The 21,273-nt window shown below is 74.5% G+C and carries 16 protein-coding genes and 1 pseudogene; 5 read left to right on the plus strand and 12 right to left on the minus strand.

Annotated features, from left to right (window positions below; genetic code table 11):
• Window position 1: 1 nt before the first annotated feature.
• The 3 genes from IE245_RS04385 to IE245_RS04395 are packed head-to-tail and all read right to left on the minus strand — an operon-like array spanning window position 2 to window position 3,158.
• Window positions 2-916, minus strand: coding sequence for a carbohydrate ABC transporter permease (locus tag IE245_RS04385; protein WP_189945379.1), 915 nt, complete (start codon window positions 914-916; stop codon window positions 2-4).
• Complete coding sequence (locus IE245_RS04390) at window positions 913-1,845, minus strand: carbohydrate ABC transporter permease (RefSeq protein WP_189945380.1); 933 nt, start codon at window positions 1,843-1,845, stop codon at window positions 913-915. The genes IE245_RS04385 and IE245_RS04390 overlap by 4 nt, the downstream gene beginning before the upstream one ends.
• Window positions 1,842-3,158: an ABC transporter substrate-binding protein gene (locus IE245_RS04395; protein WP_189945381.1), complete on the minus strand. Its 1,317-nt coding sequence runs from the start codon at window positions 3,156-3,158 to the stop codon at window positions 1,842-1,844. The genes IE245_RS04390 and IE245_RS04395 overlap by 4 nt, the downstream gene beginning before the upstream one ends.
• 216 nt (window positions 3,159-3,374) lie before the next feature.
• Here IE245_RS04395 and IE245_RS04400 point away from each other — a divergent pair, with 216 nt between their 5' ends.
• Window positions 3,375-5,396 carry a beta-galactosidase gene (locus IE245_RS04400; protein WP_189945382.1) on the plus strand — a complete coding sequence of 674 codons (2,022 nt, stop codon included), beginning with the start codon at window positions 3,375-3,377 and terminating at the stop codon, window positions 5,394-5,396.
• 152 nt (window positions 5,397-5,548) lie between these two features.
• Window positions 5,549-7,129 (plus strand): glycoside hydrolase family 53 protein, encoded by a 1,581-nt coding sequence (locus tag IE245_RS04405; RefSeq protein WP_189945383.1) that lies wholly within the window; start codon window positions 5,549-5,551, stop codon window positions 7,127-7,129.
• 58 nt (window positions 7,130-7,187) lie between these two features.
• On the opposite strand, the gene dgoD is transcribed toward IE245_RS04405, so the two are convergent.
• Genes dgoD through IE245_RS04430 form a run of 5 tightly spaced genes read right to left on the minus strand, consistent with a single transcriptional unit; the run spans window position 7,188 to window position 11,675 of the window.
• Window positions 7,188-8,333, minus strand: coding sequence for a galactonate dehydratase (gene dgoD / locus IE245_RS04410; RefSeq protein WP_189945384.1), 1,146 nt, complete (start codon window positions 8,331-8,333; stop codon window positions 7,188-7,190).
• A gap of 10 nt (window positions 8,334-8,343) precedes the next feature.
• Entirely contained in the window at window positions 8,344-9,096 is a 753-nt protein-coding gene (locus IE245_RS04415) for an SDR family NAD(P)-dependent oxidoreductase (protein WP_189945385.1), read from the minus strand.
• A 28-nt stretch (window positions 9,097-9,124) separates the two neighbouring features.
• Window positions 9,125-10,108 carry a sugar kinase gene (locus tag IE245_RS04420; RefSeq protein ID WP_189945386.1) on the minus strand — a complete coding sequence of 328 codons (984 nt, stop codon included), beginning with the start codon at window positions 10,106-10,108 and terminating at the stop codon, window positions 9,125-9,127.
• On the minus strand, window positions 10,105-10,746 hold the full coding sequence (locus tag IE245_RS04425; protein WP_189945387.1) for a bifunctional 4-hydroxy-2-oxoglutarate aldolase/2-dehydro-3-deoxy-phosphogluconate aldolase: 642 nt from the start codon (window positions 10,744-10,746) through the stop codon (window positions 10,105-10,107). Before IE245_RS04425 ends, IE245_RS04420 begins: the two co-directional genes overlap by 4 nt.
• A 20-nt stretch (window positions 10,747-10,766) precedes the next feature.
• On the minus strand, window positions 10,767-11,675 hold the full coding sequence (locus IE245_RS04430; RefSeq protein WP_189945388.1) for an SMP-30/gluconolactonase/LRE family protein: 909 nt from the start codon (window positions 11,673-11,675) through the stop codon (window positions 10,767-10,769).
• 163 nt (window positions 11,676-11,838) lie between these two features.
• Here IE245_RS04430 and IE245_RS04435 point away from each other — a divergent pair, with 163 nt between their 5' ends.
• Window positions 11,839-13,095 carry an ROK family transcriptional regulator gene (locus IE245_RS04435; protein WP_189945389.1) on the plus strand — a complete coding sequence of 419 codons (1,257 nt, stop codon included), beginning with the start codon at window positions 11,839-11,841 and terminating at the stop codon, window positions 13,093-13,095.
• Window positions 13,096-13,321: 226 nt separating this feature from the next.
• Here the strand turns inward: IE245_RS04435 and IE245_RS04440 are convergent, their stop codons facing one another.
• Window positions 13,322-14,095: an IclR family transcriptional regulator gene (locus tag IE245_RS04440; protein WP_189945390.1), complete on the minus strand. Its 774-nt coding sequence runs from the start codon at window positions 14,093-14,095 to the stop codon at window positions 13,322-13,324.
• 307 nt (window positions 14,096-14,402) lie between these two features.
• Between IE245_RS04440 and IE245_RS04445 the strand changes: the two genes are divergently transcribed.
• Window positions 14,403-15,428 (plus strand): zinc-dependent alcohol dehydrogenase, encoded by a 1,026-nt coding sequence (locus IE245_RS04445; protein WP_189945391.1) that lies wholly within the window; start codon window positions 14,403-14,405, stop codon window positions 15,426-15,428.
• 47 nt (window positions 15,429-15,475) lie between these two features.
• Here the strand turns inward: IE245_RS04445 and IE245_RS38005 are convergent.
• A pseudogene (locus IE245_RS38005) lies at window positions 15,476-15,809 on the minus strand (winged helix-turn-helix transcriptional regulator).
• Window positions 15,810-16,026: 217 nt separating this feature from the next.
• On the opposite strand from IE245_RS38005, the gene IE245_RS04455 reads away from it, so the two are divergent.
• Window positions 16,027-17,058 (plus strand): LacI family DNA-binding transcriptional regulator, encoded by a 1,032-nt coding sequence (locus tag IE245_RS04455; RefSeq protein WP_189945392.1) that lies wholly within the window; start codon window positions 16,027-16,029, stop codon window positions 17,056-17,058.
• Here IE245_RS04455 and IE245_RS04460 read toward each other — a convergent pair.
• Both IE245_RS04460 and IE245_RS04465 read right to left on the minus strand, forming a co-directional pair.
• The gene (locus IE245_RS04460; protein ID WP_189945393.1) at window positions 17,006-19,273 is read right to left on the minus strand and encodes a glycosyl hydrolase family 95 catalytic domain-containing protein; all 2,268 of its coding nucleotides are present in this window, start codon (window positions 19,271-19,273) and stop codon (window positions 17,006-17,008) included. The two genes, IE245_RS04455 and IE245_RS04460, sit on opposite strands and share 53 nt — an antisense overlap.
• On the minus strand, window positions 19,270-21,267 hold the full coding sequence (locus tag IE245_RS04465; RefSeq protein WP_189945394.1) for a beta-galactosidase: 1,998 nt from the start codon (window positions 21,265-21,267) through the stop codon (window positions 19,270-19,272). The genes IE245_RS04460 and IE245_RS04465 overlap by 4 nt, the downstream gene beginning before the upstream one ends.
• Between the last annotated feature and the right edge of the window lie 6 nt (window positions 21,268-21,273).

Consider the following 21,273-nt stretch of genomic DNA (forward strand, 5'->3'; position numbering starts at 1 on the left):
TTCAGGACTTTACGGCGCCGGACAGCAGATCGAGGCTCCAGAACCGCTGGATGACGAGGAAGAGGGCGATCAGGGGGACGACGGCGAGCAGGGCGCCGGTGATGACGAGGGTGTAGAGGGCGGGCTGGCTGGCGCCCTGCTTGAGGAGGGTGAACAGGCCGACGGTCATGGGGAACTTCTCGTCGTCGCCGAGCATGATGAACGGCAGCAGGAAGTTGTTCCAGATGGCGACGAACTGGAACAGGAAGATCGTCACCAGGCCGGGGGCGAGCATCGGCACGGCGATCCGGCTGAAGATCCGCCATTCGCCCGCGCCGTCGACGCGGCCGGCCTCGACGAGCTCCATCGGGATGGCGGCCTCGGCGTAGATGCGGCCGAGGTAGACGCCGTACGGGGAGAGGACCAGCGGCAGCAGCACGGAGGCGTGGCTGTCGGTGAGGTCGGCCTCGGCCATCAGCAGGTACTGGGGGATGGCGAGGATGACCGGGGGCATGAGGACGCCGGTGAGCATGACGTTGAAGAAGAGCTCGCGGCCGCGGAAGCGGTAGACGGCGAGGGCGTAGCCGGCGAAGGCGGAGACGACGGTCGACAGGAGGGCGCCGAGGCCGGCGTAGAGGACGGAGTTGCCCATCCACGTCCAGTAGATGCCGTCGCGGTAGGAGGTGAGGTCGCCGAGGTTGTCGGCGAAGCCGCTGCCCGGGAGGAAGGTGAAGGTGGAGAAGAGCTCGTCGTCGGCCTTGGTGGCGGCGACGACGACCCAGGCGACGGGGAGCAGGCAGTAGAGGGCGCCGAGGACGAGGGCCGCGGTGGGCAGCAGGGCGGTGCGGCGCGGCCGGGGCGGTCCCTGCGGGACGCCGGGGGTGGTGCCGGGCGCGGGGGGCGCCTTGCGGAGCGTCGGGGAGGCGAGCCCGGTCATCGGCTGGCTCCTTGTGTGGTGCGGCGGTTGGAGATCCTGAGGAGGGCGAAGGAGAGCGCGAAGGTGGCGAGGGCGAGGACGACGGCCGTGGCGGAGGCCGCGTGGATGTTCCCGCCGGTGAACGCGTCGTTGTAGACCTTCATCAGGGGGCTCCAGGTGGAGGGGATGCCGTTGGTGAGCGGCTTGAGCGTCATCGGCTCGTTGAAGACCTGGAGGGTGGCGATGATGGAGAAGAAGAAGGTGAGGACCAGGGAGGGCACCACCATCGGGATCTTGATGCGGAGCGCGATCTGGAGCTCGGAGCAGCCGTCGAGCTTGGCGGCCTCGTAGACCTCGGCGGGCAGGGCGCGCAGCGCGGTGTAGATGACGATCATGTTGAAGCCGGTGCCGCCCCAGACGGCGATGTTGGACATCGCGAGGTAGAGCGGGCCGCCGTCCATGAGGTCGGGCTGCGGGAGGCCGGCCTTCTCCAGGAGGTAGTGGAAGGGGCTGACGTCCGGGAGGTAGAGGAAGCCCCAGAGGACGGCGGCGATGACACCGGGGACGGCGTACGGCAGGAAGATCGCGAGCCGGGCGAAGGAACGGCCCCGGACGCGCTCGGAGTCGAGCAGGAGCGCGAAGAGGAGGGCGAGGCCGAGCATGACGGGGACGACGATGGCGCCGTAGCCGAGGACGCGCAGGGCGCTCGCGAGGAACTCGGAGTCGGTGAGGGCGGAGGCGTAGTTCTCCAGGCCTGCCCAGACCTCGGACCTGGCGCCCTTGCCGAGGCCGAGGCCCTTGATCTCGACCTTGTGGAAGCTGAGCCACACCGCGTAGCCGATGGGCAGCGCGAAGAAGAGGGCGAAGAGGACGGCGGCCGGGAGGAGGAAGCCGTACGGGGCCGCCTTGACCCCGTACGACCGGCGGGCGCCCTTGGGGGGCTGCGTCACTTGGCGACCTCGAAGCCCTGCTTGTCGAGGTCGTCGACCGTGGTGTCGCGGACGGCGGTGAGGGCCTTGGCGAAGGCGGCGGCGGTCCTGGCCTTGGCGGCCTTGCCGAACTCGTCCTTGAAGGCGGTGTAGGCGACGTTCACGTTGGGGCCCCAGGCCGCGGGGGCGGTGGTCTTCGCGATCTCGGCGGCCTTCGTGTAGAAGTCGGGCTGGTTGGCGAAGTAGTCGGGGGCCTTGGCGAGGGCGCCGCTGGTCTGGGCGGCGGTGGCGGCCGGGTAGATGCCGCTCTCCTTGACGAGGGCGGCGAGCGCCTCGGGGTCGGTGTTCAGCCAGACGGCGAACTTCGCGGCGGCCTCCTTGTGCTTGGAGTCGCTGGTGACGGCGGTGGAGGAGCCGCCCCAGCTGCCGGTGGCGTTCTCGCCCTCGGTCCACTGCGGGAGGGGGGCCATGGCCCACTTGCCCTTGGTGGCGGGGGCGGCGGTGGTCAGGGTGCCGGGGGCCCAGACGGCGGAGACCCAGGCGATCTGCTCGCCGGTGTCGAGGGCCTTGTTCCAGGCGGGGGTGTACATGGGCTGGTTGTCGATGGCGCCTTCGGCGACCAGGCCGCCCCAGAAGTCGGTGACCTTCTTGGTGGCGGCGTCGTCGATGCCGACCTTCCAGGTGTCGCCCTCGAAGGTCCACCACCGGGCGCCGGCCTGCTGGGAGAGGCCGGCGAAGAGGCCGGCGTCGTTGGCGGAGAAGGTGGTGAGGGACTTCTTCGGGGCCTTCTTCTTCAGTGCGCGGGCGGTCTCGGCGAAGGCGTCCCAGGTGGTGGGGACGGTGAGGCCGTACTCCTTGAAGAGGTCCTCGCGGTAGAAGAACATCAGCGGACCGGAGTCCTGCGGGAGGGCGTAGACCGCGTCGCCGCCGAGGGTGGTCTGCTGCCAGACGCCGGGGGCGAACTTCTTCTCGACGCCCTGGACCTCGGGGCCTATGTCGGCGAGGGCGTCGTTGGTGACGAGGGTGGGCAGGGCCTGGTACTCGGCCTGGACCAGGTCCGGGCCCTTGCGGGCCTTGGCAGCGGTGATGATCTTGGTGACGAGGTCGTCCCCGGAGGCCTGCTTCTGCACCGTGACCTGGATGTCGGGGTGCTTGGCGTTCCACAGGGCGGCGACCTTGTCCATGCCGGGCGCCCATGCCCAGTAGGTGAGCTTGACGGGGCCGGATCCGGCGTCCGCCTCGTCGTCGGAGTCGGATCCACAGGCGGTGAGCGCGGTGGCACCGAGGAGCACGGCGGTGGCGGCGGCGAGGCTGCGGCGCGTGAGCTGGGGCATGGGTGGTTCTCCCTGACCGAAAGGGGCCTCTCCATCGGACGGAGAGGCCGACCATGCATCTGTGAGCGTTCACAGTAGAGAAACGTTCCGGACACTTGTCAATGGTTGTTCCTGTGCGGTTATGTTGCGTTGCCACTTCGAAATCTGATGTGTGTACGTTCACAGCTACGGCGATCGAACACCCCCTTCCGTTTCACAGGTGCTCAGGAGAGACTCATGTCTGCCACGACCCCCAAGGGCCTGACCCGGCTCGCGTTCGGCGGGGACTACAACCCCGAACAATGGCCGGAAAGCGTCTGGCAGGAGGACGTGCGGCTGATGCGCGAGGCCGGCGTCACCATGGTGAGCGTCGGGATCTTCTCCTGGGCGCTCCTGGAGCCCGAACCGGGCCGCTACGACTTCGGCTGGCTCGACCGGGTCCTCGACCTGCTGCACGCGAACGGCATCCGCGCCGACCTCGGGACCCCGACGGTCGCCCCGCCCGCCTGGTTCTACCGCGCGCACCCGGAAGCGCTGCCCGTCACCCCGGACGGCGTCCGCCTCGCGTACGGCTCGCGCGGGGCGATCTGCCACAGCTCCCCCGCCTACCGGGAGGCCGCCGCCCGGATCACCACCGAGCTGGCCCGCCGGTACGCCGGCCACCCGGCGCTCGCGCTCTGGCACGTCCACAACGAGTACGGCGTCCCCGTCAGCGCCTGCTACTGCGACGGCTGCGCCGCGCACTTCCGGCGCTGGCTGGACGGCGCGTACGGTTCGGTCGAGGCCGTGAACGAAGCGTGGGGCACCGCCTTCTGGGGCCAGCGGTACGGCACGTACGAGGAGATCCTGCCGCCCCGCACCACCCCGACCGTCGGCAACCCGGCCCAGCAGCTGGACTACCGGCGCTTCGCCGACGCCACGATCCGCGAGAACTTCCGCGCCGAGCGGGACATCCTCCACGAGCTGTCCCCGGGGATCCCGGTCACCACCAACTTCATGACCGCGCTCAGCCAGTGCGACTCGATCGACTACTGGGCGTGGGGCCGCGAGGTCGACCTCGTCACCAACGACCACTACCTGATCACCGACGGCCGCCGCACCCACGTCAACCTCGCGATGGCCGCCGACCTGACCCGCTCGGTCGCCGGCGGCGCGCCCTGGCTGCTCCTGGAGCACTCCACCTCGGGCGTCAACTGGCAGCCCCGCAACCCGGCGAAGCGGGCGGGCGAGATGGCCCGCAACTCGCTCGCGCACGTCGCCCGCGGCTCCGAGGGCGCGATGTTCTTCCAGTGGCGGCAGTCCCGGCGCGGCGCCGAGAAGTTCCACTCGGCGATGGTCCCGCACGGCGGCACCGACACCCGGATCTGGCGCGAGGTCGTCGAACTCGGCGCCGGACTCGGCGCCCTGGAGGAGATCCGCGGCAGCCGGACCGTCCCGGACGTGGCGATGCTGTGGGACTGGCAGTCCTGGTGGGCGCAGAAGCTGGAGTGGCGGCCGAACGAGGCGCACGACGCCCGCGAGCGCGCCGACGGCTTCTACGAGACCCTCTACGACCGGCACCTCACGGTGGACTTCGCGCACCCCGAGGCCGACCTGTCCGCCTACCCGCTGGTCGTCGTCCCCGCGCTGTACCTGATGACGGAGGCGGCCGGGCAGAACCTGCGGGAGTACGTGGAGAACGGCGGCACGCTCGTCGTCTCCTACTTCTCCGGGATCGTCGACGAGCACGACGCCGTCCACCCCGGCGCCTACCCGGGCGCGCTGCGGGACGTCCTCGGGCTCACCGTCGAGGAGTGGTCGCCGCTCCTCGACGACCAGCGGGTCGGGCTCGCCGGGCCCGGCGGCGCGGCGCTCACCGGCGACGTGTGGACCGAGTTCGTCCGCCCGCGCGGCGCCGAGACCGTGTGGACGTACGCGGACGGCCCCGCCGCCGGCGGCCCCGCCGTCACCCGGCACCGGCTCGGGCGCGGCACCGCCTGGTACGTCTCCACCCGCCTCGACGCGGCCTCGCTGGACGCGATCGTGGCGGCGGCCGCGGAGGACGCCGGCATCCCGAGCCGCCCCTCGCTCCCGCGCGACGTCGAGGTCGTCCGCCGCGCCGGCGCCCACGGCCACTACGTCTTCGTCCTCAACCACACGGACGCGGAGGCGAAGGTCCCCCTGGACGGCCCGGGCACGGAACTGCTCGCCGACGGCGAGGTGACCGGCTCGCTCACCGTCCCGGCGGGCGGCGTCCGGGTCGTCCGTCTGGACGGCTGACGGCCGCCCCTCCCCCTGATCTCCCCGGGGGCGGCACGCACCGGCTGCGCCGCCCCCGGGTGAGCCGTACCCCCCGATCCCCCGTCCCCGAGGAACAGCGCCACCCCCGGCACCACCACTCCCCCGTCCGTCACCGTCGAAGGGACTCGACGATGCGCACCACCAGAGGCCGTTTCCGGCTTCGTTCCGCCGCTCTCGCCACCGCGCTCGGCGCGGGGCTGCTGCTCGCCCCGCTGCCCGCGCAGCAGGCCGTGGCCGCGAGCACGCTCACCAACACCGGGTTCGAGGCCGACGGCGCGGGTACGGCGACGCCGTCCGGCTGGTCGACCTACTCGGCCGCCGGACAGAACGCCGCCTCCTTCACGGAGGCCGGCGGGCGCAGTGGCGGCCACCGCCTCTCGCACTGGTCGTCGTCGGCGTACAAGGTCGAGACGTACCAGTACCTCAGCGGGCTCGCCGACGGCACGTACACGCTGACCGCGTGGGTGCGTTCCGGCGGCGGCCAGAACTCCGCGTACCTCGCCCTGCGCAACTGCGGGTCGGCCGAGCAGCGCACCGACCTGCCGGTGACCACCAGCTCCTGGATACGGGTCGTGACCTCCGTCAAGGTCGTCGGCGGCGGCTGCACCGTCAGCATCAACTCCGACGCCCACGCGGGCAACTGGCTCAACGTCGACGACCTCTCCTTCACCCCGGGCTCGACCGGGCTCACCGTGAAGGGCGTGGACCTGTCCGCCCTCAAGAAGAACGAGGACTTCGGCGCCACGTACAAGAACGCCTCGGGCGCGACCGGCGACCCGGTCGCGCTGCTCAAGGGCGCGGGCGCCACCTACGGCCGGCTGAAGGTGTGGGTGAACCCGGCCGACGGCTACAACACCAAGGCCCAGGTGCTCGCCACCGCGAAGCGCGTCAAGGCACAGGGCATGAAGCTGCTCGTGGACTTCCACTACTCGGACGTCTGGGCCGACCCGGGCGCCCAGACGAAGCCGGCGGCGTGGGCGGGGCACTCGTACGCGCAGCTGAAGACGGACGTGTACAACCACACCTACGACGTCCTCAACGCGCTGAAGGCGCAGGGCACCACGGCCGACATGGTGCAGATCGGCAACGAGATCAACACCGGCATGCTGTGGCCGGAGGGGTCGACCAGCAACTGGACGCAGCTCGCGGGGCTGCTGAACTCCGGCATCTCGGCGGCGAAGGCCGTGTCGTCCTCGACGCAGATCGCGCTGCACCTGGCGAACGGCGGCGACAACGCGCTGTACCGCACGTGGTTCGACAACGCCAAGGCGCAGGGCGTGAGTTATGACGTGATCGCGCTGTCCTTCTACGGCTACTGGCACGGCGCGCTGTCCTCGCTCCAGGCCAACCTGGACGACATCTCGGCGCGTTACGGCAAGAAGGTGATGGTCGCGGAGACGGCGTACCCCTTCCGTCTGGACAGCGAGGACGCGCACGAGAACATCATCGACCTGCCGTCGGAGCTGACACCGGGCTACCCGGCGTCCCCGGCGGGCCAGTCGGCGTGGCTGCGTGACGTGATGAACGTGGTGGAGGCCGTCCCGGGCGGCCGCGGCCTCGGCGTCGTCTACTGGGAACCGGCCTGGACCGCGGTGAGCGGCAACGGCTGGGACCCGACGGACCCGTCGTCGGGCAACGCCTGGGAGAACCAGGCCCTGTTCGACTACGACAGCCGGCTGCTTCCGGCGGCGTCCTGGTTCGCCCACCGGTAGACCCGACACGCCCTGAAGGGCCGGACTCCTCGACGGAGTCCGGCCCTTTCCCCATGTGCTACCACTCCGCCAGGGAGCCGTCGTCGCGGCGCCAGGCCGGGTTGCGCCAGCGGTGGCCGGTCTCGGCGGCCCGTTCCACGGCCTTCGCGTCGACCTCGATGCCGAGTCCGGGGCCGGTGGGCAGGGCCACGTGCCCGTCCTCGTACCGGAAGACCGAGGGGTCGACGAGGTAGTCGAGGAGGTCGGAGCCGGTGTTGTAGTGGATGCCGAGGCTCTGTTCCTGGATGAGCAGGTTGGGCGTGGCGAAGCCGACCTGGAGGCAGGAGGCGAGGGCGATCGGGCCGAGCGGGCAGTGCGGGGCGAGGGAGACGTCGTACGCCTCCGCCATCGCGGCGATCCGGCGGGTCTCGGAGATGCCGCCGGCGTGCGAGAGGTCCGGCTGGGCGACGGCGATGCCCTGGCCGAGGACTTGTCTGAAGTCCCAGCGGGAGTAGAGGCGTTCGCCGGTGGCGACGGGGATCGAGGTGGAGCGGACGATCTCGCCGATGTGGTCGCTCATCTCGGGGACGACCGGCTCCTCCACGAAGAAGGGGAGGTACGGCTCCAGGAGCGGCAGGACCCGGCGGGCCATGGGGAGGGTGAGGCGTCCGTGGAAGTCGAGGGCGATGTCGAAGTCGTCGCCGACGGCCTCGCGGACGGAGGCGACCCGGTCGACGATGCCCTGGGTGGCGGCCGGGGTGTCGATGAGCCGCAGCTGCGCGGAGGCGTTCATCTTGATGGCGGTGAAGCCCTCGTCCTTGCGGGCCAGGGCCTCGCCCGCCACCTCGTCGGGGCGGTCGCCGCCGATCCAGCTGTAGACGCGGACGCGGTCACGGACGCGGCCACCGAGGAGTTCCCAGACGGGGACGCCGAGGGCCTTGCCCTTGATGTCCCACAGGGCCTGGTCGATGCCGGCGACGGCGCTGGAGAGGACCGGGCCGCCCCGGTAGAAGCCGCCCTTGGTGAGGACCTGCCAGTGGTCCTCGATGCGCATCGGGTCCTGCCCGATCAGGTAGTCGGAGAGTTCGTCGACGGCGGCGGCGACGGTGTGGGCGCGGCCCTCGACGACGGGCTCGCCCCAGCCGGTGACGCCCTCGTCGGTGTCGATCCGCAGGAAGCACCAGCGGGGGGCGACGAGGTGGGTCTTCAGGGAGGTGATCTTCACTGGTGGTCCTTCACTTGGAGTCCTTCTTGACGGTCCAGCCGCCGTCGACGACGAGGTTGGTGCCGGTGATGTAGGCGGCGTCGGCCGAGGCCAGGAAGGCGACGGCCGCGGCGACCTCCTCGGGGCGGCCGAGGCGGGCGAGGGCGGTGGCGCCGGCGGAGAGGCGGCGGCCCTCCTCGTCGACGTCGTTCCAGACGTCGGTGAGGATCGGGCCGGGCAGCACGGAGTTGAAGCGCACGTCGGGGCCGTACTCGACGGCGAACTGGCGGATCAGCGCGCACATGCCGCCCTTGGAGGCCGCGTAGGCGGGGTAGCCGGGGAGGCCGAAGTCGGCGTGGACGCTGGAGGTGGCGACGAGGCTGCCGCCCTCGGCGCGCAGGTCGTCGAGGAAGGTGCGGGCGGCGAGGTAGAGGGAGCGCAGGTTGACGGCGAGCTCGCGGTCCCAGGCGTCGACGGGGAGTTCGTGGGCGGCGGCCGGGGTGTGGACGAAGGCGTTGCTGTGGAGGACGGAGACCGGGCCGAAGCGCTCGTGGGTCTCCGCGCGCAGCGCGGTCCAGTCGGCCTCGGAGGAGACGTCGCAGCGGACGTAGGCGGCGCGGCCGCCCTCCTCGCGGATGCGGGCGGCGACGGCCTCGCCGGCGACGGCGGCGATGTCAGCGACGACGACGGCGGCGCCTTCGCGGGCGAGCCGGGCGGCGCTGGCCGCGCCGATTCCGGAGGCGGCGCCGGTGACGACGGCGGTCTGCCCGGAGAAACGGTTCATGGGAGGGGCTTCCTTGGGCGGGGGGGGGTCAGCGGGTGATGTCCTGGGCGGCCAGCAGGCCGAGTTCGGTGCGGTGCGGGATGCCCTCCCAGTCGCCGGGGACGGAGACGGCGAAGGCGCCGCAGAGGGCGGCGAGCCGGAGCCGTTCGGGGACCGGGGAGCCGTCGAGGAGGGCGGCGAGGTAGCCGGAGACGAAGGCGTCGCCCGCGCCGACGGGGTCGACGGCGGTGACGGGGATCGCGGCCCGCACGTGGACCGTGCCGCCGGTGACCGTGAGGGCGCCGTCGGCGCCGAGCTTGAGGACGGCCTCGACGGGGCCGAGCCGGGTGAGGGCGCGGGCCATCTCCTGCGGTTCGTCCTCGGGGACGAAGAGGGTGGCCTCCTCGGGACCGGCGAAGACCAGGTCGGTGTACGGGAGGAGGCGGCCGAGCACGTCGGCGGCCTCGGCGCGGCTCCACAGGCGGGCGCGGTGGTTGACGTCGAGGGAGACGGTGACGCCGGCGGCCCGGGCGAGGGCGACGGCGTGCTCGACGGCGGCGCGGGCGGTGGCGCTCAGCGCGGGGGTGATGCCGGTGACGTGGAGGATCCGGGCGCCGGTGAGGGCGGCCTCGTCGAGGTCGCCGGGGGCGAGGCGGGAGCCGGCGAGGCCGGCCCGGTAGTAGCCGACGCGGAGCCGGTCGGCGGTGCGGCGCTCGCGGAGCATGAGGCCGGTGGGGGCGTCGGGGTCGGTGCGGGCGCCGGTGACGTCGACGCCCTCGGCGCGGAGTCCGGCGAGGATCATCGCGCCGGCGGCGTCGTCGCCGACGCGGCCGGTCCAGGCGGCGGTGTGGCCGAGCCTGCTGACGCCGACGGCGACGGTGGCCTCGGCGCCGGCCCAGCCGAGCCGCAGCGGGGCGCCGTTGGCGAACGGTCCCGGGGTGGTGGCGGCGGCGACGGCCATGGCCTCGCCGAGGGTGACCAGGGCGGGTCCGGGGGCGTCGGCGGGTCCACGCGCGCGTGCGGGGTGCGTCATCGGAGCCGTATCCCGTCCAGGAAGGCCGCGGCCCGCTCGGTGAGGGCCGCGAGGGAGCCGCCCTCGCAGGCGTCGCCGACGAGCGGGCCGCCGATGCCGAGGGCGGTGGCGCCGGCGGCGAGGTAGGCGGGGGCGTCGGCGGCGGAGATGCCGCCGGTGGGGACGAGCGGGACGTCGGGGAGCGGGGCGCGGACGGCCTTGAGGTGGCCGGGGCCGCCGGTGGCGGCGGGGAACAGCTTGACCATGGTGGCGCCGGCCCGCCAGGCGGTGAGGATCTCGGTCGGGGTGTACGCGCCGGGCAGCACCGGCACGTCGAGGCGGACGGCCTCGGCGATGACGTCGGTGCAGGTGGCGGGGGTGATGAGGTAGGTGGCGCCGGCCTCGACCGCGGCCTGGGCGTCGGCGGGGGTGGTGACCGTGCCGGCGCCGAGGGCGAGGCCGGGCGGGGCGTCGGCGGCGTACTCGCGGAGGACGTCGAGGACCCCGGGGGTGGTGAGGGTGAACTCGGCGGCGCGGACGCCGGAGGCGAGGAGGGTGTCGGTGACCTCGGGGAAGCGGGCGGCGGAGGCGGAGCGGAGGATCGCGATGACGGGGGCGGCGGCCAGGGCGGCGCGCAGCCCCTCGTACGGGCTGGTCATGGTGGGTTCCTGTAGGTGGGTCAGTGCTGGTCGGCGTACGGGGTGGCGGGCAGCCCCGTGACGCCCGGGCGGCAGACGAAGAGGCGGCCGGCGTCGGGTTCGGCGCGGCGGCGCTCCTCGGGGAGGTGGTGGGTGGCGGTGGTGACGACGAGGACGTCGAGGTCGGGTCCGGCGAAGGCACAGCTGGTGACGTGGGAGGCGGGCAGCTCCACGCGCGCGTGCGGGACGCCCCCGGGGGTGAGGGCGAGGACTTCGCCGCCGCCCCAGACGGCGACCCAGACGTTGCCCTCGGCGTCGACGGTGAGGCCGTCGGGGTAGCCGCTGTCGAGGACGGCGAAGGGGCGGCGGCCGGAGAGGGCGCCGGTGGCGGGGTCGTAGTCGAAGACGTCGACGCGGCGGGTGGGGCTGTCGGCGTAGTAGAGGAGGGTCCCGTCGGGGCTCCAGCCGAGGCCGTTGGAGATGGTGACGGGCGCGACGAGGGTGGTGAGCCCTTCGGCGTCGAGGCGGTAGAGGGCGCCGGCGCCGGGCCGTTCGTCGAAGGCCATGGTGCCGCCGAGGAGGCGCCCGGCGGGGTCGACGGAGGCGTCGTTCATGCGGCGCTCCACCCCGTCGTCGGGGAGGGCGGGAGCGGCGAGCTCGACGGCCTCGGCCGGGGGCCGGCCGTCCTCCAGGCGGACGAAGGCGGTGCCGGCGGCGACGAGGAGGGCCCCGGAGGCGCAGGGGACGGCCGCGCCCACGGGGCGGTCGAAGCGGAGGGAGGCGGTCGGCACCACGTCGGTGCGGCCGTCCTCCCGGGTGAGGGCGGCGCGGTGGACGAGGCCCTCGGTGATGTCGACCCAGAGGAGTTCCCGGCGGGCGGCGTCCCAGACGGGACCTTCGGGCAGGCGGCCGGGCGCGGGGGTGCAGGGCACGGCGCTGAGCTGGAGCATCGTTTCTCCTCCTGGTGCGTGCGGGGGTGCCGCCGGGGCGACGGCCAAAAACTACGGGTTCGTCTAACGGTTGTAAATAACCTGCGGGATTCTTCTTCCAACCCTTCGAATAAGATCGGGCGACACGGCGCACCGCCACGCGCACCGACGGAGGGCAGCAGGGATGATCAAGCGCACCTCGCAGGACATTCGCCGCCTCAACCGCTTCGAGGTGCTGCGCCGGGTCTACGCCGGCCCGGGCGCGATGAGCCGGCAGGACCTCGCCGCCGCCACGGGCCTCTCCTTCGCGACGGTCGCCAACCTCACCGCCGAACTCCTGGAGGCCGGCGTCCTCGTCGAGGCCGGCCACGAGGAGTCCGGCGGCGGACGGCCCCGCGCGCGGCTCGCCGTGAACGCCGAGCGCGGCGCGCTCATCGGCGTCGACATCGCCGAGACCTCCGTCCACGCCGAGCTGTTCGACCTGGCCCTGAGCGTCCGGCACTCCGTGGAGCGGCCGCTGCCGCCGGGGGACGTACGCCCCGCCGACGTCGTCGACACGCTCGCCGGGGCCGTGGAGGAGCTGCTCGCCGCCTCCGGGACCGACCGCTCGCGGGTCCTCGGCGCGGGGGTGAGCGTGCCCGGCATGGTCGAGCGCGAGGGCGGGGTCTCGTCCTTCTCGCCGTACTGGTCCTGGCACGAGGTTCCGCTGCGGGCGCTGCTCGACGAGCGGCTCGGGCTGCCGCTGTGGCTGGACAACCCGCTGCGGGCCAGCACGGTCGCGGAGATGTGGTTCGGCGCGGGCCGCGAGGTCGACGACCTGGTGGTGCTGACGCTGCGGGCCGGCGTCGGCGCGGGCATCGCGATCGGCGGCCAGCTGCACCGCGGTTTCACCAACAGCGCGGGCGAGTGGGGGCACACGTGCCTCGCCCTCGACGGACGGCTGTGCACCTGCGGCAACCGGGGCTGCGTCGAGGCGTACGTGTCGCTGCGCGGGATCGCCGGGACCTGGCGCGAGCTCGCCCCCGGCGACGAGCGGGCGGCCGGGCCCGACGACGCGGCGACGGTCGCGGCGCTGGCCCGCGCGGCCGACGCGGACGAGCCGGTGGCCGCCGCCGTGGTGGAGCGCACCGCGCGGTACCTGGGCGCGGCCGTCGCCAACCTGGTCAACCTGGTCAACCCGCAGGTCGTCGTGGTCGGCAACCAGGTCGTCGACCTGCTCGGCGAACGGCTGCTCCCGGCCGCGTACGAGGCGGTGGGCCGGCACGCCCTCGCCCTGCCGCACCGGGCGGCCACCCTGCGCCGCAGCGCCGTCCCGCACAACCCCGTGACCCGGGGCGCGGCGACCTTCGCCCTGGAGGGCTTCCTCGACGACCGCGAGGTCTTCGGCCCGGTCAGCCGCATGCGCAAGGCCGCGAAGGGCGGCGGAGCCGCCGGTGGCTGAGCACGGGGGCGGGCCCCGTCGCGGACGCGGGCCGACGCCGGCGACCGGCCCGGGGACCGGGCGGGAGCGCGGACCGGCGCGGACGTACGAAGTCGTGGGAGCGCGCGACCCGTTGGGCGCGCACCGGCCGGCGCCGGCGGACGGGGCGACGCGGACGGACCGCGCCGCGGGCGCGCGCGGGCCGCGCGGGTCGGCGGCCCCGGAGGCGGCCGCGGGCGTCCGCTTCTCAGCGCGCGCCGCCGCGGTGGCCGAGGCGGGTGGAGAGGTCGGCGGCACCGTGGACGGCGAGGGCGGTGAGTTCGTTCTCGCGGGCCTCGTCCCAGCGGATGACGGGGACGGAGATGGAGAGCGCGGCGACGACGCGGCCCGTGCGGTCGCGGACGGGGGCGGCGACGCACGAGACGTCCGGGTTGGACTCGCGCTGCTCGACGGCGACGCCGAGGACGGCGATCTCGGCCAGGGCGGCGCGCAGCACGTCCGGGTCGGTGATGCTGTGCGGGGTCATGCGGGCCAGCTCGCGCCCGTCGAGGAGCGCGTCGAGCTCGTCGGCCGGCAGCATCGCGAGGAGCATCTTGCCGACGGCCGTGCAGTGGGCGGGGAGCCGCCGGCCGGCCGCGGAGACCATGCGGACGGCGTGGGTGGAGTCCACCTTGGCGACGTAGATGACGTCCGCGTCCTCCAGGAGCGCCACGTGGACGGTCTCGCCGCAGGTCTCGGCGATCTCCCGGGCGACCTGGCGCCCCTCCGCCGCGAGGTCGAGCTGCTCGGCGTACCGGCTGCCGAGCTGGTACGTGCGCACCCCGAGCCGGTAGCGGCCGGGCTGTTCCGGCACGGGCACGAGGTAGTTGCGGGCGGTGAGCGTGGTGAGCAGCTCGTGGGTGGTCGTGCGGGGGAGCTGGAGACGGCGGGTGATCTCGGGGGCGGAGAGCGTGCCGTCCCCCTGGAGGAAGAGCTCCAGAATGTCGAATGCCCTGGTCACTGCGGGTACGAGTCGTCCCATGGCCCCCACCTCACCCTCATGTCGTTCGATATGCCGGACCGCGACCGAAATCGCGGACAGAGACTAGCCCCGGACCGGAAGCCGGGCAACGGTCCCGGCACGGGGGTGCTCCCCGGGACGCTTGACGCCCCGGAACGCCGCTGCCTACGGTCACGCCGACCCGCCGAACGGTGTTCGGCATGATGAACATCCTGGGAGTCTCCACCGTGCGCACCACGGGCATCACCACTCATGTCGTCGGCACTCCCCGGCGCGGCCCGATCCGTGTCCCGGCGCGCACGGACGAGGGGCGGAAGAGGCGGCCGCGGTGAACGGCGGCGCACCCGGCCGGGCGGTCCTCGTCGAACGGCCGGGGGTCCACCGGCTCGTGGAGTGCCCGTGCCCCGAACCGGGCCGGGGCGAGGTCCTGGTGCGGGTCGCCGCCGCCGGGATCTGCCTCAGCGACCGGGAGGTGTACGAGGGGAGGCGGGCGCCCGGCTACGTGCGCTACCCGGTGGTGCCGGGGCACGAGTGGTCCGGCACGGTCGAGGCGGTCGGTCCGGGCGTGGACCCGGCGCTGCTCGGCCGGCCGTGCGTCGCCGAGGGCTTCCGCCGCTGCGGGACCTGCGAGCGGTGCCGGTGCGGCGAGACGAGCCTGTGCACGGCCGGGTACGCGGAGACCGGCTTCACCGAGCCGGGCGCCTTCGCCGACTGGCTGCTCGTGCCCGCCCGGCTCCTGCACCTCCTGCCGGAGGACGCGGACCTGCGGGCGGCGGCGCTCCTCGAACCGGCGGCGGTCGTCGCCGCCGCGGTACGGGCCGGGCGGCCGCGCCCCGGGGAGCGGATCGCGGTCGTCGGCGCCGGGACCCTGGGGCTGCTCGCCGTGCAGTGGCTGGCCGCCCACTCCCCCGCCGACCTGGCCGTGGTCGACCCGCGCGCGGCCCGGGCGGACCGGGCCCGGGGTTTCGGCGCGACCCGCGCCCTGGACCCGGCGGCGGCCTCGGCCGCGCAGGGGGAGTTCGACCTGGTGGTGGAGACGGCCGGGGCGCCGCCGACGGCCGCCTCGTCCTGCCTGCTGGCCCGCCGGGGCGGCCGGGTGGTGCTCACCGGGATGTTCGCGGAGGGCGCCACGGGCATCGACCCGGTGCACCTGTCGGTGAGCCAGCTGGAGCTGCGGAGCGTCTTCGGTGCCTCCTCGGCCGCCTGGGCGGACGCGGTCCGGGCCTTCGCGAGCGGGCTGCTCGACCCGGCGCCGTTGATCACCCACGAGTTCCCGCTCGACGGCTTCGCCGAGGCCCTGGCCCTGGTCGGCGGGGGCGACCCGGAGGTCGGCAAGGTCCTGCTGCGGCCCTGAGCACCGCCGTACGCCTCGCCCGACACCCCCGCCGGTCCGCTTCCCCGTCACGGACCGAGCCGCTCGATGCGGTCCAGGTGCTCCTCGCCCCAGGCGCCCAGGGGGGGCGAGGGCGGTGTTCAGCGAGCGCCCGAAGGGGGTGAGGGAGTGGACGACCCTCGGCGGCACCTCCTCGTGCGCCTCGCGGTGGACCAGGCCGCTCGCCACCATCCCCTTGAGCTGGAGGATGAGGATCCGCTCGCTGATGCCCGGCACGGCCCGGCGTAACGCCCCGAAGCGGAGCGGCTGTTGCCCCAGGGCGAAGAGGATGAGCCCTTTCCACTTGCCTCCCATGACCGTGATGGCCGCGTCCAGCCCGCAGGTGTACTTCCGTCCGCCCATCGCGTCCGCGCCGGCCGCGTGCGTCGTCGTCCGGTCCGCGCACGGCCGAACGTCCTGCCGGGTGCTCCGCACGCCGCTCCGTCGAAGCGCTTCGATCTTTCGCCGTCGACAGTCTGGACACGTCAACTCCCCCGCGTTACCGTCTCGCTGAGCGTCGAAGCGATCTTTCGACGGCATCGTCGAAGCGATTCACCAGTCCTGGCCGCGGGGAGATCGGATGGTCACGCTTGCCGAGGTCGCCCGCCATGCCGGGGTGTCGGCCAGCACGGTGAGCTATGTCCTCAGCGGCAAGCGGCCCATCTCCGAGCCCACCCGGCGGCGCGTGCGGGCCAGCATCGAACAGCTCGGCTACCAGCCGCACGCCGGGGCCCGGGCGCTCGCCAGCAGCCGGTCGCGGATCATCGCCCTGATGGTGCCGCTGCGCACCGACATGTACGTGCCGGTGATGCTGGAGATCGCGGTCGCCGTCGCCACCACGGCCCGGGCGCGCGGCTACGACGTGCTGCTGCTCACCGGCGAGGAGGGCCCCTCGGCGCTGCGCCGGGTCACCGGCAGCGGACTCGCCGAGGCCGTGATCCTCATGGACGTGCAGCTCGACGACGGGCGGCTGCCGGTGCTGCGGGGGGCCGCGCCGCCGGCCGTGCTCGTCGGGCTGCCCGCCGATCCGGCCGGACTGAACTGCGTGGACCTGGACTTCGCCGCCGCCGGGGCGCTCTGCGTGGAGCACCTGGCCGGGCTCGGGCACCGGGAGATCGCCGTCGTCGGCGGCTCGCCCGGGGTGTACGCCCGGCACACCGGCTTCGCCGAGCGGACCCTCGGCGGGCTGCGCGACCGGGCCGCGCGCCTCGGCGTGGGGCTGCTGCACCGGCCGTGCGACGGCAGTCACGACGCGGTCGCCGGGGTGCTCGCCCGGATCCTCGACGAGCGCCCGGCGGTCAGCGCCTTCGTGGTGCAGAACGAGACGGCGGTGGAGCCGCTGCTCTCCCTGCTGCGGCGGACGGGCCGGGCGGTGCCGGAGGACGTGTCGGTGGTCGCGGTCTGTCCCGAGGCGGTGGCCGAGCGGGCGTCCGTGCCGCTCACCGCGGTGGCGATCCCGGCGCAGGAGCTGGGCCGGCGAGCGGTGGAGCGGCTGTTCGCCCGGCTCACCGACCCGGACGGACCGGCGGCGACCGGGGTGGAACTGCTCGCCCCGGTGCTCACGGCCCGGGAGAGCTCGGGCCCGCCGCCGGTCCGGCGGCGCACGGACTGACGAGGATGTGCTCCTCGCCGGCCCGCAGCGCGAGCCGCCGCCTCCCCTCGGGGGCGCACAGTTCGATCGAGGCGTCGCGGGAGGGGCGGAGCACGGCCCGGTACGTCCCCGGCGCCCAGGTCAGGTCGATCCGGGCGCCGAAGCGGGTGCGCACCCCGGTGAGACGGCCGCGGGAGCAGAGTCCGGGCGGCGGCGCGGGCAGCAGGACGAGCCGCCCGGGGGCGGAGCGGACCAGGGACTCGACGAGCAGTGCGGGCAGGGCGTGGGCGGCGTCGGCGTTGTAGACGTCCCGCTTCGGATAGTGCGCGCTCATCAGGGAGGCGTGGAAGTAGTCGCCGTCGAGGACCCGGCGCAGGGCGTCGCCGGTGCGGCCGGCGTCGCCGAGCCGGGCGGCGACGAGCCCCTGGTGGAGGTGGCCGTGGGCGGAGTCGTTCTCGCTGCCGCGCAGGGCGAGGGCGCGGGCGGCGGCGCGGGCGAGGCCGGGGGTGTCGTACGGGGTGACGGCGTCGAGCGGCCAGACGGGGTAGAGGTGGCTGAGGTGCCGGTGGTCGTAGCGGTCGCCGAGGCCGGGCCAGGCCCACTCGGCGAGGGCTCCGTCGGCGTTGACGCGGTAGGGCGGGAGCCGGTCGGCGAGGGCCCGCAGCCGGGCGGCCCGTTCACCGGGGGCGCGGTCGGCGGCGGCGGTGAGGGCGTGGCGGGCGGCGGCGAGGTCCATGGTGGCGTTGACCGCGCCCCAGCTGCCGCCGCGCGGGCGGTTCTCCGGGGAGTAGGAGGGGACGACGGCGAGCCGGCCGTCGGGGCCGGTGCGGGCGAGGAAGTCCTCGTAGAAGTCGGCGAGTTCGAGGAGGAGCGCGGTGAGCCAGGGGTCGTGGCGGCCGTCGGCCTCGTCCGCCTCGAGGAGCGGGAGGAGGAGCCAGTCGGCGGCGGCGGTCCACAGGTGCAGGGGGTATTCGCGGTCGAAGTGGTACGCGTGGCCGCTCTCGCCGTCGGTGTGGGCGGGGGCGACGACGCCCCGGGCGCCGAAGACGGCCCGGGCGTTGTCCCTCCAGTCGGCGAGCTGGCCCCGGAGGAGGCCCCGGTGGGCGTCGAGGACCTCGGGCAGGTCGGCGGCGACGGCGGAGGCGGTCTGGAGGGCGAGGTTGGCGTCGGTGGTGAAGCCGCCGGACCAGGCGGTGTCCCAGTCCCCGGTCCACAGTCCGCAGAGCCGGGGCGGGTAGAGGCCGGAGGAGGAGAGCAGGTGATAACGGCCGGCGGCGAAGAGCCGTTCGAGGAGGGCGGGCCCGGCGGGGCGGGCGAGCAGCTCCGAGCCCGGGAGGGCACGTTGGCCGGGGTCGGCGTCGAGGTCGAAGGTCACCCGGCGGTAGGCGGCGCCGTGGAGTGCGGCGTGCCGGCCGAGGAGGCGGGCGTACGCGGCGGCGGGGCCGTCGTCCCCGGCGAGGGCGCGCAGGGCGGCGGCCTGGCCGGCGGGGTCGTACGGGCCGTCGTGGCGGTGCACCCGGGTGAGCAGCAGGAGTCCGCCGGCGCCGTCGGCGCGGATGCCGCGGTCGGTGAGGGTGGTGCGGCCGGTGTCGGCGACGACGAGGGTGAGGCCGGTGTAGCCGAGGGAGGAGCCGGGATAGCGGGCGTGGAGGGTGAGGAGGGTCTCGCCGTGGGCGGTGGCGACGCCGCGGCCGGCGGCGAGGCCGGGCGGGACGCCGTCGAGGCGGTGGTCGAGCTCGACGGCGACGCGGGGGCCGGGCTCCGTCACGTACTGGACGAGGACGTCGTCGGCGCGGGAGGCGAACACCCGGCTGGTGCGGGCGCCGGCGGTGGCGGTGGCGACGCCGGTGGTGAAGTCGATCGCGCGCCGCGCGCCGGGGCCGGGTCCGGGGGGCTCGGCCCGGAGGCGGGTGAGGAAGCCCGGGTGGAAGGGCTGGATCCAGCGGAGCGGGCGGTCGTCGGTGAAGGCCTCGGCGGCCGTGAGGTCGCCGGCGAGGAGGGCGTCCTGGAGGGCGGGGAGCCGGTCGGCGAGGCGGGGCGGGTCGGTGTCGCCGGGCCGGTGGTGGGGGCGTACGAGGGTGTGGTGGGTGACGATCACCCGGTCGTCGGCGGGGTCGCCGTACACCAGGGCTCCGTGCCGGCCGTTCCCGGTGAGGAAGGCGTCCTCCCAGCGGGCGGCGGGCGCGGGTTCCCAGGTGCCGTGGACGGGTCCGGTCACGGGTGCCGCTCCGGTCATGGCTGCTCCTCCAGGACGGCGGCGCCGAAGCGGTCGAGGGTGAGGGGGGAGTCGACGGTGGTGCCGGTGAGCAGGTCGCGGTGGCGGCCGGGGACGGTGACGGTGACGGGCTCGCGGCCGTGGTGGAGCAGGAAGAGGAGGTCGCCGCGGCGGACGGCCTCGACGCCGTCGGGCAGTCCGGCGAGGACCGGCCGGACGCCCGCCTCCGCGGCGGCCTCGGCGAGGAGGGCGCGCAGCGCGGCGGGTTCGGGGAGGGTGGAGAGGTAGCGGGTGGGGCCGTGGCGCAGGACGGCGGGGCGGCCGTCGAGCTCGCCGCCCCGGTAGGTGGCGAGGATCTCGGCGCCGGCGGCGGGGACGAGCTCCTCCGACCAGAGGGTGCCGTGGAAGGTGCCGCAGTCGACGCGGTCGCCGGGTTCCAGGGGCCACCATTCGTCGACGCGGTCGATGCCGAGGAGGGCGCGGAGGCGGGCGTCCACGCCGCCGGGGCGGACGCGGTCGTCGGGGTCGGCGACGCCGGTGAAGAAGCCGCAGACGAGCCGGCCGCCGCCGGTCGTGTACCGCCGCAGGTTGTCGAGCGCGGTGTCGTCGAGGAGGTAGAGGTGGGGGATGACGACGAGGGGGTGGGCGGTGAGGTCGTGGTGGGGGTGGGCGAGGGTGGTGGGGAGGCCGGCCTCCCAGAGGGCGCGGTGCCAGGTGCGGACGAGTTCGCCCTGGTCGAGCCGGTCGGAGAGGGCGCCTTCGTGGCGCTGGGCCCACCAGGAGTCCCAGTCGTGGAGGACGGCGACGCCGCCGGCGGGCAGGCGGCTGCCGGCGACGCGGGGGCCGAGCCGGGCGAGGTCGGCGCCGACGCGGACGCTCTCGCGGAAGCCGCGGCCCCGGGGGCCGCTGTGGCCGAGCATGCCGGAGTGGAACTTCTCGGCGCCCTGGCGGGAGGCGCGCCACTGGAAGAAGTGGACGGCGTCGGCGCCGCGGGCGACGGCCTGGAGGGTCCGGAGCCGGTTGAGCCCTTCGGGCTTGGGCCGGTTGACGGGGCGCCAGTTGACGGCCCCGGCGGCCTGTTCCATCACCATCCAGGGGCGGCCGCCGGCCTCGGCGCGGGTGAGGTCGGCGAGGAAGGCGTTCTCGTGGGCGCCGGCGCGGGGCGCGGCGGGGTCGGGGTAGACGTCGACGGAGACGAGGTCCTGTTCGGCGGCCCAGGCCCAGCCGTCCTGCCCGGACCAGAACGGCATGAGGTTGGTGGTGACCGGGAGGTGCGGGGTGTGCGCGCGGACGATGTCGCGTTCGGCGCGGTAGCAGTCCAGGAGCTGGTCGGAGGTGTAGCGGCGGAAGTCGAGGACGTGTGCGGGGTTGCGCAGGTAGTGGGCGTGGCGCGGGGGCAGGACCTCGTCCCAGTCGGCGTACCGCTGGCTCCAGAAGTCGCCGCCCCAGGCGGTGTTGAGGGCGTCGAGGGTGCCGTACCGGTCCTGGAGCCAGGTGCGGAAGGTGCGGGCGGCCTCGTCCCCCCAGTCGTAGGTGCAGTACTCGTTGTTGATGTGCCACATGACGAGCGCCGGGTGGCGGGCGTAGCGGGCGGCGAGGTCCTCGGTGATCGCGGCGGCGTGCCGGCGGTACGCCTCGCTGGAGTGGGAGAAGTGCTGGCGGGAGCCCCACCATTCGGTGCGGCCGTCCTCGTCGCGGGGCAGGGTCTCGGGGTGGAGCCGGCCGAGCCAGGGCGGCGGGGAGGCGGTGGGGGTGGCGAGGACGACGCCGATGCCGTGGTCGTGGGCGAGGTCCATGAGCCGGTCGAGCCAGCCGAACTCCCTCGCGCCCGGCTCGGGTTCGAGCCGGGCCCAGGAGAAGACGCCGAGGGTGACGGTGGTGACGGCGGCCCGGCGCATCAGCCGCAGGTCCTCGGTCCAGGTGTCCTCCGGCCACTGTTCCGGGTTCCAGTCGGCGCCGTAGAGGAGGCGGGGCGGGCGGCCGGGCGGGCGGGTGAGGTCGTCGAGGCCGGTCATCGGGGC

The sequence above is a fragment of the Streptomyces roseolus genome, assembly GCF_014649855.1.
Classification (GTDB): domain Bacteria; phylum Actinomycetota; class Actinomycetes; order Streptomycetales; family Streptomycetaceae; genus Streptomyces; species Streptomyces roseolus.